This window comes from Calothrix sp. PCC 7507 (assembly GCF_000316575.1).
Classification (GTDB): Bacteria; Cyanobacteriota; Cyanobacteriia; order Cyanobacteriales; family Nostocaceae; genus Fortiea.
The window spans coordinates 6,294,558-6,307,905 of sequence record NC_019682.1 but is presented as its reverse complement, the minus strand read 5'-3'; the positions used below and the strand labels follow the sequence as shown (position 1 = coordinate 6,307,905).

Annotated in this window: 6 protein-coding genes; 5 read left to right on the top strand and 1 reads right to left on the bottom strand. The window is 43.0% G+C overall.

The annotated features are described in order from the left end of the window. Positions 1-62: 62 nt before the first annotated feature. The 5 genes from CAL7507_RS27050 to CAL7507_RS27030 all read left to right on the top strand — a co-directional run bounded on the left by CAL7507_RS27050 (position 63) and on the right by CAL7507_RS27030 (position 10,132). The gene (locus CAL7507_RS27050) at positions 63-1,784 is read left to right on the top strand and encodes an SDR family NAD(P)-dependent oxidoreductase (RefSeq protein ID WP_015131672.1); all 1,722 of its coding nucleotides are present in this window, start codon (positions 63-65) and stop codon (positions 1,782-1,784) included. Positions 1,785-2,027: 243 nt separating this feature from the next. Next, entirely contained in the window at positions 2,028-3,401 is a 1,374-nt protein-coding gene (locus CAL7507_RS27045; protein WP_015131671.1) for a polyketide synthase, read from the top strand. An 88-nt stretch (positions 3,402-3,489) separates the two neighbouring features. Then, positions 3,490-6,831 (top strand): type I polyketide synthase, encoded by a 3,342-nt coding sequence (locus CAL7507_RS27040; protein WP_015131670.1) that lies wholly within the window; start codon positions 3,490-3,492, stop codon positions 6,829-6,831. Positions 6,832-6,932: 101 nt separating this feature from the next. Continuing rightward, complete coding sequence (locus tag CAL7507_RS27035) at positions 6,933-8,603, top strand: PfaD family polyunsaturated fatty acid/polyketide biosynthesis protein (RefSeq protein ID WP_015131669.1); 1,671 nt, start codon at positions 6,933-6,935, stop codon at positions 8,601-8,603. A gap of 2 nt (positions 8,604-8,605) precedes the next feature. Beyond that, complete coding sequence (locus CAL7507_RS27030) at positions 8,606-10,132, top strand: thioester reductase domain-containing protein (RefSeq protein WP_015131668.1); 1,527 nt, start codon at positions 8,606-8,608, stop codon at positions 10,130-10,132. A gap of 1,055 nt (positions 10,133-11,187) precedes the next feature. On the opposite strand, the gene CAL7507_RS27025 is transcribed toward CAL7507_RS27030, so the two are convergent. Further along, the gene (locus CAL7507_RS27025; RefSeq protein ID WP_015131666.1) at positions 11,188-12,843 is read right to left on the bottom strand and encodes a GMC oxidoreductase; all 1,656 of its coding nucleotides are present in this window, start codon (positions 12,841-12,843) and stop codon (positions 11,188-11,190) included. Between the last annotated feature and the right edge of the window lie 505 nt (positions 12,844-13,348).

Below are 13,348 nucleotides of genomic sequence, written 5' to 3'. Positions count from 1 at the left end.
AACTCCGCGCCCCTCCGCGTGTACTCCGCGCCCCTCTGCGTTTAAAAAAAAACTAAAACATTATGACCACACAAACCCCCTCAGTATTCCTCATAACTGGCGGCGCCAAAGGAATCACCGCCGAATGCACCATCAAATTAGCAAAAAAACAACCCGGTAAATTCATCCTCCTCGGTCGTTCGGAACTATTAGCCACCGAACCAGAATATGCTCAAGATTGTTTAGAAGACGCTCCATTAAAAAAACGCATCATGGAAAATCTCCTAGCCCAAGGAGAGAAACCCACACCCATGAGTGTACAAAAAATCTATAACAAAATTGACTCCAGCCGAGAAATCAAAAAAACCTTAGCAGCCATTCAACAAACAGGAAGCACTGCAGAATATCTCAGCGTCGATGTCACAGATAAAATCGCCTTACAACAGAAACTAAACGCCGTTGTCAACCGTGTGGGAAGAATCACAGGTATCATACATGGCGCAGGCAACCTAGCCGATAAATTAATCGAAAAGAAAACCGAACAAGACTTTGAAAAAGTTTACACCGCCAAAGTTCAGGGACTAGAAAACCTGTTAACTTGCATTAACCCCGAACAACTCCAGCACTTAGTGTTGTTTTCCTCCGTAACAGGATTTTACGGCAACATTGGACAATCAGATTATGCGATCGCCAACGAAATCCTCAACAAATCAGCCCACCTCATCAAACAAAACTACCCAGACTGTCACGTAGTCGCCATCAACTGGGGCGCTTGGGATAGTGGAATGGTGTCACCAGAACTCAAAAAAGCCTTAGCCGAAAGAGGAATTGACATCATCCCCGTAGAAGTTGGCACACAAATGCTAGTCAAAGAACTGCAACCCCAACATCACGCCACTACCCAACTTGTCATTGGTAGCCCCATGACACCACCACCAGCGCCCCTAGATTCCACACTCAAAACCTATCGCATTCGGCGGCGCATGACAGTAGAAAATAACCCCTTTCTACTAGATCATATGATAGCTGGATATCCAGTATTACCAGCAACCAACGCCATGTCATGGATGATTAACGGTTGTGAAGAATGTTATCCAGGCTATAGATATTTCAGTTGCAAGGAATTTAAATTCTTAAAAGGAATCATCTTCAACGAAACCGTAGCAACAGAACACATACTCGAACTAAAAGAACTCACCAAAAACGATGGTGAATCAATCGAAATTCAAGCCAAAATTCTCAGCAAAACCCCCCAAGGCAAAACCCATTATCACTTCAGTTCTACAGTCAAACTAGTAAGAGAACTACCCACAGCCCCAATTTATGAAAGAGTAAATCTCACCCCAGACAACATCATCACCACCGCAGGCAAAGACTTATACCAGAACGGCGCATCCTCATTATTTCACGGCCCCTGCTTCCAAGCAATTGAAAAAGTTTTAAACATCAGCCCAGAAAAAATTACAGTAGAATGCTTTTGGAAAGACATCACACCCCAACAACAAGGACAATTCCCCATCCATTGGCATAACCCCTATTCAACAGACCTTAGCACCCACCCATTATGGATTTGGTTAAGCCATTTTCATCAAGAAGTTTGCTTACCAGGACAAATGGCCACATCCGAACAGTATAGAACCACACCCTGCAACGAAACCTTTTATGTTTCCTGCGAAATCAAAGAGAAAAAAGCCACCAGCGCCACCGCCGACTTCTACCTCCACGATCGCAACGGACAACTATTCTCGCGTATCCTAGGATCTAGAGCAGTTGTTGTACCAATGGACTTACTGCAACCAAAATAATGAATTTTGATCACGCAGAGGCGAGCCAGTGCGTTGCGGAGGTTTCCTCCGTTGTAGCAACTGGCGTGCAAAGACGCAGAGAGAAAGATTGAGTGTACTTTACTCTAATAAAAACTCGGTGTTGCTGAATTAATCTTAAACTCCTCTTCTCTGCGCCTCTGCGTCTCTGCGTGAAACAAAAAAATCCTACTGGGGAACAGCGTAAATCCTAACACCATAAAACCCCAACTTAGGATATGAATAATGGAAAAAATCGCCATAATCGGATTATCATGTCTCTTTCCCGACGCCAATAATCCCGAAAAGTTTTGGCAAAATCTCACCGCAGAAAAAGACTCCACATCTAACGTTACCACCCAAGACTTAGGCGTAGATCCCACAATATTTTACGACCAAAATAAAGGCAAACCGGAAAAAATTTACTTTCTCAAAGGCGGATATATCCGCGACTTTCAATTTAACCCCAGCGAATATAACCTACCACCAGAACTACTCCACGGCTTAGATAATACCTTCAAGTGGTCACTATACGCCGCCAAACAAGCGATACAAAATAGTGGCTACTGGGGGAACCAAAGCGTTCTCTCAAAATGCGGCGTAATTCTAGGCAACTTATCCTTTCCTACCAAATCTTCCAATCAATTATTTGCCCCCATTTATCAGCAAACCATTAATCCAGCGATCGCACAACTACTACAAGACCAAGACTTCAAACTAGCGAAATTACCCACAACCGCTAAAGCCTCTCCCAGCAACGCCATGATATCCGGCTTACCAGCCGCGTTAATCTCCCAAGCTTTCTCCTTATCTAGCAATCATTTCTGCATAGACGCAGCTTGCTCATCCTCATTTTATGCCATCAAGCTGGCATCTCATTACTTGCGATCGCACAAAGCCGATGTCATGTTAGCTGGTGCCATCAGCTGTGTAGACCCACTATTCTTGCGGATGCTATTCTCCGGAATCCAAGGCTACCCCGAAAACGGCATCAGTTCACCCCTAGATAAATCCTCCAGAGGACTCATCACATCTGAAGGCATCGGCATGGTCATGCTCAAACGCTATAGTGATGCTATCAGAGACGGCGACAAAATTTTAGCCACCATCATCGGTAATGGACTCTCCAACGACGGCAAAGGTAAACACCTACTCAGCCCTAATTCCAAAGGACAAACCTTAGCATTTGAACGCGCATATACCGAAGCAAAAATTAATCCCAACCAAATAGATTATATGGAGTGTCACGCTACAGGCACCCTATTAGGAGATACCACAGAATTCAACTCCATAGAAACCTTCTTCGGCCAACACCAAGCCAAACCCCTAATTGGTTCAACCAAAGCTAACGTCGGTCACCTACTCGTTACTGCCGGCATGGTTAGCTTAACCAAAACAATTTGTAGCATGAATCATAGCCTTATCCCCCCAACAATTAACGTCACCGAACCCATCGGTGCCGACAATAACATCATCTCAGCAAAAACCATAGTCAGAACCCCCACACCCTGGCCCAACAACACCCCCATCAAACGTGCCGCCCTCAGCGCCTTCGGCTTTGGCGGTACCAATTCCCACCTCATCCTCGAACAAGAAAACCTCTGCGTACCTTTGCGTTGAAAAAAAGCCAGGATTTGGCGCAGCTTTACAAATTCTTCCCTTTGCGCCTCTGCGCCTCTGCGTGAAACAAATTCATATCCTTTAAATCATGTTAGAACAACACCCACCATCATCAAAAATAGCCATTATCGGCATGGATGCCTTTTTCGGAGAATGCAAAAGTTTAGACGCATTTGAACGCAGCATTTACGACGGAAAACAGCATTTCATTCCCCTCCCACCCAAAAGATGGCACGGTATAGAAGCCCAAGAACACATCCTCAAAGAATATAACCTCCCCGATAACAAACCACCATTAGGGGCATACATCACAGACTTTGAAATCGACACCTTAGCCTACAAAATCCCCCCCAACGAAATAGAAAAACTCAATCCTCAACAACTGTTATTGTTAACAGTTGCCGACCGCGCCCTCAAAGATGCCAAAATTCCCGAAGGGGGAAACGTCGCAGTTATCATAGCTGCTGAGACAGAAATGTCCGTTCACCAACTACAACAAAGATGGGATTTATCCTGGCAGATTAAAGACGGTTTGAATGCAGCCGAAATTGCCTTACCCGAAGAGAAAATCACTCAACTAGAAACCATCGTCAAAGACAGCGTCCATCATCAAGTAGATATTGGTGAGTATTTAAGCTACATCAGCAATATCATGGCGAGTCGGATTTCCTCCCTGTGGAATTTCACCGGGCCTGCATTCAGCTTAACTGCAGTCGAAACCTCTGTCTTCAAAGCCTTAGAAGTAGCGCAAATGCTACTAACTACAGGCGAAGTAGACGCAGTTGTTGTTGGTGCTGTCGATTTAGCTGGTGGCGTAGAAAACGTCTTACTGCGAAACCAAGAAGCCAAAATCAACACAGGCGTCAACACCTTGAGTTTTGACCAAAAAGCCGACGGTTGGACAGTTGGCGAAGGTGCGGGTGCTGTAGTTCTCCAGCGTTATGACAGCGCTAAACAAAACGGACAACCCATCTATGCAGTCATTGATGCTATTAGTATTGGGCAGGCTCATTCTACCTCTTTAGATGCAAGTACTATTAACCAAGTCTGCCAACAAGCCTTTCAAATCGCCGGTATTCAACCCTCAGAGGTGAACTATGTAGAGGTTGTGGGTAGCGGTATCCCCCAGCAAGACACAGCCGAAATCACCGGAATGCTTCAGGCTTATCCTGCAGTGGGAGACGGCTTACACTGTGCTATCGGTAGCGTCAAAGCCAATATTGGTCACACCTACGTCGCATCAGGAATCGCCAGCTTAATCAAAACCGCTTTGTGTCTCTATCACAACTACATACCCGCCACCCCCAACTGGACTGGTGTCAAAACACCCCAGATATGGGAAGGTAGTCCCTTCTTTGTCGCTACTGAATCTCGACCTTGGTTTCTCGGTAAAGACAGCACCAAGAGAATTGCAGCCGTCAATGGTATAGGTTGTGATGGTACTTACGCTCATCTAATTTTGTCAGATGAACCTGATCAAAAAGAGCATAACAGTAAGTATTTACAACAACGGCCTTTTTATCTATTCCCTATAGCAGCTAATGAACAATCAGAGTTAGAAAAGCTGCTAGATAGTCTCCAAGAAAGCATCGAAAATTCTGCTTCTCTATCGGATACCGCCAGTTCATACTTTGTCCAATTTCAACAGCATTCCACAGCTAAATACGCCCTAGCAATTACCGGACGTAACCAGAAAGAATTACTCAAAGAAATCGCCTCAGCACGTAAAGGTGTAAACACAGCCTTTGAACGCGGTACAGACTGGCAAACACCAATAGGTAGTTATTTCACAGCCAAACCACTAGGTAAACAAGGTTCAGTGGCTTATGTTTATCCGGCTGCAGTTAACTCTTATGTAGGTATTGGTCGGACGCTTTTCCGTTTATTTCCTAATGTCCAAGATGATCCTTTTGTCAAGAGTTTATATAAACGCGTTTCGGACGTTGAGAAATTGGTGTTTCCTAGAAGTTTGAGTAAATTAACAACTCGACAACTAGAAACCCTAGAAAAAAAATTGCTAGATGATTCCCTAGCAATGTTTGAAGCGGAAATGTTTTTCACCAGGTTAATCACGACAGTTATTCGTGATAACTTCCAAGTCAAACCCAAATATGTCTTTGGCTATAGCCTGGGTGAAACCAGCATGATGGTTGCTCAAGGTGTCTGGAGCAATTTTTATGCAGGAAGTAATTCTTTTAACTCATCAGCTTTATTTGGTGACAGATTATCTGGCCCGAAAAATGCTGTACGTGAATATTGGGGATTACCACCAGCATCAGACTCCTCAGACAACAATTTCTGGTGTAACTATGTCCTCATGGCCAGTCCATCCCAGGTGAGGGAATGTCTGAAAAACGAGACTCGTGTGTATTTAACGCAGATTAATACACCAGAAGAAGTATTGATTGCCGGGGAACCAGCCGCATGTCAGCGAGTGATTCAAACTCTGGGCTGTAATGCCTTCCCTGCTCCTTTCGACCATGTCATCCATTGTGAGACAATGCGATCGGAGTATGGAGAGTTAGTTAAACTCAATACTTTACCGTCACAGAATATTCCCGGTATTGTATTTTATTCTGCAGCTGAATATCAAGCTCTCTCACTTGATAGCAATCTGATAGCTCACAGTATCGCCACAGGACTGTGTCAGCAACTAGACTTCCCCCGCCTAGTTAACCGCGTCTATGGCGATGGAGTGAAAATCTTTATCGAAGCTGGTGCTGGTAGTGTCTGTTCGCGCTGGATTGATAAAATCCTCGAAGGACAAGAACACATCACCGTGTCTTTAAATAGAAGAGGGATGGATGACCATACTTCTATCATCAAAGCACTAGGAAAACTACTCAGCCATCGAGTTGATTTAGATTTATCCTCTCTATACAATCTCTCTCAAGAATCTAGTCATCAAAGTAAATTAACCCTGCGAAAAATCACTTTAGGCGGTGACTCAATTACCGCCACAATCTTGAGTGATGATAATCGGCAAGCCTTCCAGAACGTAGCAACTAAACGTCAACATCAGAATATCCCATCAACTAGAGAATCTGAAATCATAAATTCTCTGCCAAACTCCACAAATAGTATTCTTGCTCACAACCTTGTGGCGCATAATAAGCAACAAGAAGAAATCAAAATGAAAGATATCATTGAACACGGTTTGAGTCAAACAGAACAATTACAATCTTTTGAGAAGACAGCCACTAAACAGCAAATTCCTCAACCAAATGTTCTAGCTCAAGAATTTTCTAACGACATTAGCACTGTTGATTTAAATCCATCTCAGTATCAAAAATTGAATGCTAATAATTCTAGAGTGACTAAAGCTCATATTGCCTTCTTACAAACCAGACAAGATTTTAGTCAAAAAATGAGTGAAATCATTCAATTACAACTAGCTTGTGCTGAAAATTTGCTGAATGAAGAATCTTAAAACGTAGGGTGGGCAGTGCCCACCAAAACATCAAATATGGTGGGCACTGCCCACCCTACACTCTTTACAACCTATTTTTGAGGAATCGAGGGATAACTAGCGTGACGACTGTAGATACACCACTAAGTCAACATAATAATGGTCTGGTATTTTCTAACTATTCCTATAATCAAAATCTTGTCTGGAAAGGTTCTCTAGATTGTATATCATTTGAACAAAAAACCATTCTAGATAAATTCCTGACATTAGATAAACCCTGTTATATCGTCAAAATTGCTGGGAAAATTGGTGTAACCAATGATGGGTATTTATGTCCTGTAGATCATAGTGTTGCAACCCAAATAGAATTGTTGCTCTCCGTACCTCCACTGCAAATTAAACAGTTAGGAGATCCAAATTTTCTTTCTTTTCATGGTGTGAAATATGCCTATACTACTGGTGCAATGGCTGGCGGTATTGCTTCAGAAGAAATGGTAATTGCACTTGGAAAAGAGAAAATTTTGGGTTCATTTGGTGCAGGTGGTTTAAGTCCAGAGCGTTTAGAAGTAGCTATTAATCGCATTCAACAAGCCTTACCTCATGGACCTTATGCCTTCAATTTAATTCACAGTCCAAGTGATTTGGCGATTGAACGCCGTGCTGTGGATTTATTCCTCAAATATGGGGTAAGAGTTGTAGAAGCTTCAGCATTTCTAGATTTAACTGCCAACATAGTTTATTACCGTGCTGCAGGATTAAGTTTGAATGCTGCAAATCAAATTGAAATTAAAAACAAAGTCATTGCCAAAATTTCCCGCCGAGAAGTTGCTAGCAAATTCTTGCAACCAGCACCAGCCAGAATAATTAAAGAACTTGTTGAGCAAGGATTAATTAGTGAGTTACAAGCAACTCTAGCTGCCAAAGTACCGATGGCTGATGATATTACCGTCGAAGCTGATTCTGGCGGACATACGGACAATCGTCCCCTCGTTTGTCTCTTACCTTCCATCATGGCGTTAAGAGATGAAATTCAAACACAATATCAATATTCTCAACCGATTCGTGTGGGAGTAGCAGGGGGAATAGCCACACCACAATCAGCTTTAGCTGCTTTTATGATGGGTGCTGCTTATGTAGTCACAGGCTCAATTAATCAGTCTTGCATTGAATCTGGCGCTTGTGAACATACTAAAAAGCTATTAGCACAGGCCGAAATGGCTGATGTGATGATGGCACCGGCTGCGGATATGTTTGAAATGGGAGTGAAACTGCAAGTTCTCAAACGCGGCACAATGTTTCCCATGCGAGCGCAGAAACTATATGAATTATACCGCAGCTATGACTCAATTGAAGATATTCCCTTACCAGAAAGAGAGAAGTTAGAAAAACAGGTTTTCCGTAAGACTATCGCCGAAGTTTGGGAAGGAACCGCCGCTTATTTATCTCAAAAAAATCCAGAGAAATTAGGCAAAGCAGTTAATAATCCTAAGCTGAAAATGGCTCTAATTTTCCGCTGGTATTTAGGATTATCTTCCCGGTGGTCTAGTTCTGGTGAAAAAGGGCGCGAAGTCGATTATCAGATTTGGTGTGGCCCAGCTATGGGTGGCTTTAACGACTGGGTGCGTGGGACTTATCTTTCAGAGCCAAATAACCGCAAAGTCGTTGATGTAGCTAACCATATTATGACTGGGGCTGCATTTTTATACCGGATACAAAGTTTGAAAATTCAAGGATTACAAATCCCCGAATCTTACGGTCAATATCGCCCAGCTTCCTCTACATTGGAGATGTAAAAATGAGTCTAAAACCTTCTTTTACTGCAGCAAATATTCAAGCATGGCTAGTTTCTAATCTAGCTGAATTAATTAGCCTAGAAGCTGAAGATATTGATATCCAAGAGAACTTGGAAAACTACGGTTTAGATTCAGCCCAGGCAATGATTCTAGTGAGTAAATTAGAAAAACTGTTAGGATTTCAACCCTCTCCTCTTTTACTTTGGCATTACCCAAACATTGCATCACTTTCACAGCGTTTAGCTGAGGAATTTCAAGAAAAATCAGATGTGCAAGATTCAGGGGTTGAGCGTCAGACAAATATTGTGACTGCTAACATTGCTCCCCCTATCCTAGATTTGAAAGCTGAGGCTGTTCTTGACCCTACCATTCGTCCTGATGCTTTACCTCAAGTTTTTGTGGAGTCACCTAAGAATATCTTTCTAACTGGGGGTACAGGCTTTCTAGGAGCCTTTTTAATCAAAGAACTCCTCCAGCAAACCAACGCCGATATTTATTGCTTAGTGCGGGCTGCTGATATCCAAGAAGGCAAAAACAAACTGGTAAAAAACCTGCAAAGTTATGCAATTTGGGATGAGCAATTTAATTCTCGGATTGTTCCTATTGTTGGTGATTTATCACAACCACTTTTAGGTATTGGTGCAGAACAATTTCAAATTCTTGCAACCAACATCGACACCATCTATCACAGTGGTGCATTGCTGAATTATGTTTTCCCTTATTCAGCACTAAAAGCCGCGAATGTTTTAGGAACTCAGGAAGTTTTAAGATTAGCTAGCCAAATCAAACTTAAGCCTGTACATTACGTTTCTAGTGTGGCTATTTTTGAATCACCTGTTTATGCTGGCAAGCTGGTTAAAGAACAGGATGATTTCAACCATTGGGAGGGTATTTTCCTCGGCTATTCTCAAACAAAATGGGTTGCAGAAAAGTTAGTTAAGATTGCTCGTGACCGTGGTCTACCTGTAACTATCCACAGGCCGCCATTAATTTCAGGAGATAGTGAGACAGGTATTTGTAACACCCATGACTTTATTAATTTGATGGTCAAGGGTTGTCTGCAAATGGGATATTTCCCTGATGTGGAATATATGATGGATATGTCTCCTGTGGATTATGTGAGCAAGGCTATTGTTTATCTGTCGATGCAGAAAGAATCGCTAGGTAAAGCATTCAACTTACAACATCCCCAACCTGCCCCTTTGAGTACATTAATTAAATGGGTGAAATCTTTCGGCTATCCAGTTGAAGCGATTCCCTATGAACAATGGCAAGCAGAGTTAATTAATAATGTCTCTTCTGTAGACAATCCTTTATATACTCTGCGACCATTTTTGTTAGAAAGATGGTCGGATGAACAATTGACTATTCCGGATTTGTATCTGCAAGCAAAAAGACCGCATATTAGCTGTCAGGATACTCTCCATGCTCTAGCGGGTAGTTCTATTGTTTGTCCGCCAATAACTTCTGAATTATTTATGACCTATACGGCATATTTGATTCAAACTGGTTTCTTGAGTGTTGCGTAGGAACTAAACATCTTAAATCAGTTAACAGTTATCAGAAATCAGCGGCGGATGGTGGGGGATTTGAACCCACCACTAATCGGTTTTCAATTGTCAGTTAATACCGATATAGCAATTCTCGGTTATGTGAGGTACACCCGTAAGGGCACGGCACTGCCGTGCCCTTACAGCTTGCGATATAATTTTGTACCGCATCTGAATGGGAACCGCTATAACCCTGTTCTGTCACTCTCCGGGAGGGCGATCGCTAGAATCCCGATGAGGCAATCAATACAAGCTATTCTATTAGAAAAAAGTTGGTCTTGTATTTGTTATTAGAAAAGAATCGCGCAAACGCCTGCTATACAAAAGCTCTAGAATTCAGAAATGGCAAAAGTTTTCGGAGAGTGACAGAAGCGGGATATACTAAGCTGTTACGCACTTAAATTGTATATTTCGCGCTGAGTTTGTCAAAGGTCAAGAGTCCAAGGTCAAATCCTAGCTTGGACTCTTGACTTCTTGCCCTGAGCTTAGTCGTACTGCGAAGCAGAACCCGCAGGAGGATATTTAGTTTAACGTGAGTTCGACGGAACCCCAACCCCTGCCCTTGTAGGGAAGGGGCAAAAATCTACAACTTGGTACGAAAAAATAAGCTTTTTAAACCTCTCCCGGCAGCGGGGAGAGGTCTGGAAGCGGGGTTATTCAAAGCAAAAAAATGTAGGTTGGGTTGAGGAACGAAACCCAACAAAGCCTCGGAAATGTTGGGTTGAGCGGAGCGAAACCCAACCTACGTCTAAAGCACTATTTTAGCTGTGTCGTTTCACTACCAGACTAAAGCCACATATGTCTAGTCATTGCGAGCGGAGCGAAGTAATCCCCGGCGATTGCTTCGCTCCGCTCGCAATGACATAAAAGTAGCGTGACCAAAAACCGGGAAATTCCATCAAAGTCAACAGCCTAGGCAGTGCCCACCCTACAAATACTTAGATTTTTTCAAAACTCAAAGCGGATTGCTATATGTCTGTCGAAAATGGTAACTGATAACTGTTCTTTAGATAGTTTGGTTTTTTCCTGTCTACTTACTTACTTAGTTCTTTCTTGATTTTATCTGCCAAGCGAATTGAAAGCGCCACAATTGTCAGCGTGGGGTTAGCATATCCTCCTGTAGGAAAAACAGAGCTACCCGCCATGAATAAATTAGAAACACCATGAACTCGGCAATTTTCATCAACAACTCCCTGCTTAGGGTCAACATGCATCCGAGTTGTTCCCATATGATGAGCAGTACCACTAGGTATACCCAGCCGAGGAAGACCTTCTTGGCGATCAATTTGAAACTCACCTAAGCCAGAACGAGCAATTTCCTGCGCGATTATTTCTTGAACCCGGCCAATTTTACGGCCATTTTCAGCTTCCCAATGCCAGTGTAATTCTAACTTTTGGCAGCCTAATGCATCTCGTTCTTGACCGAGCAAAACTCGGTTAGCCGGATTGGGTAATTGCTCTACTTGATGCACTACTTGAAATACCTGAAACCTGCGTTGATTATTAGGCAGTTCTGACCATCCGCCTCTGCCAAATCCGTGCAATAAAGACTGATGTTTAGTAGCTGCTAAGTAGCTTGCAAGCGCTACATAATCAATCCCACTAACTGTATTGAGAAAATGGTGCCAGCTTTCTGGTGGGATTTGTCCCTTGATGAGCGACTCGGCTAGAATTTTAAAGGACTCAACCGCTTTCCACTGTCGCCAACTAGGGCGGGGAAACAAAACAGCGCTAATGTTGACTAATTGCTCACGCTGCATTGTTTCTTTTGAAAGTTTGAGATGACCCAATACAGCAACATCTTTCACTCGACGTAAATCATACAAAGCTGTGGTGTTAAACAAGTTGGGGTCAGCAGGGATAAATAAGCCACCTTCAACTAGGGGATGATCCATAAAAAATCTGCCGACTAAATCATGTCCATTACCCAAGCCAGCTGTTTGCTGACGATTAGACATTAATAATAGACGCGGATTTTCTAGTCCACCTTTGGCGATGATAAACACCTTGGCGGCTATCCAAAACTGTTTTCCTCCAAAACAAGCAACTCGCAGACGAGTTGCTGTGTTCACTGACTCATTAGCTTCAATCTCAACTACATTGGCGTTGAGGTAAACAGTGATGTTGTCTGCTTGATTCAGTTCCTCCCGATACTTGTGGCTGAATGCTTCACGAGGCCCAAATTGGAACATTGTTGTTACCACTTGGTTTTGATTCAAGGGTAAACGCTGTGTCTGTTTGTCTTCCCATGTCTCAGGCTGATAGGCAAACGGGCCGGCTTGGCAAACTGACTGCGCTCGTTCGTAGAATGGCTCTAGGTGTGTGCGGTTGAAAGGCCAACCGCTGTAGGGAAACCAGTCTCGCTGCTCAAAATCAATTTCATCTAAAGGGGCATACCTGACACCGATTTCCCCGTTGCCAATTTTAATGGACCAAGCGTTAGAATTACCACCGAATTGGCGACGGCGAGTATCCAGAATTGTCAAAAAAGGATCGCCAACGGTTAAACCGTCCGACAGCGCTTGAGTTTGGGGGTCAAAATCAAGTCCACCACTCTCCACTAGGCAAACTTTTGTTTTGTGTCCAATAAATTCACGGGCGATTGTGATTCCTGCTGGGCCTGCGCCCACAATACAAACTTCAGTTTCAATAACTTGGTCTGCGGGTAATAAACGAGCATCAGTAAGCATAATAAATATTTTGTAAGATTAACTGTTGATGGTTGACGGTTAACAGTTAACAGTCATCAGTTAACAGTCATCTACTGTTAGTTGTTGAGCATCGGTTTATACGCTATCACAGAAGCAATGCTGTGGAGTTATAAAGATATGACAAAGTAAAATGAAGATGTGACAAAGATTATAGAGTGGGGCAGGGGGTAGGAGACAGGAGGCAGGGGGAAATGAGGGAGAATGACCCTTGACTCTTAACAAATGACTAATAACGTTTGATCGCACAATTGTGAGTGATGCAAGTGATGTGCTGACAATTTTTAATGGCGGCGATCGCACTGGTCAAACTGTCCCAGTAAAGATTTTAGGCGGTGGGGTGTGATTTGAGTTAGCGATCGCTTAAAGCTTACGGCATAAACAATATCAACGATTGAAGACCTGGATAATACATTTGCATCGGGTTAATAGCGATCGCAATTACCATACTGCATTATTTCACCAAAAACTTGTACTGAAGGCTAGA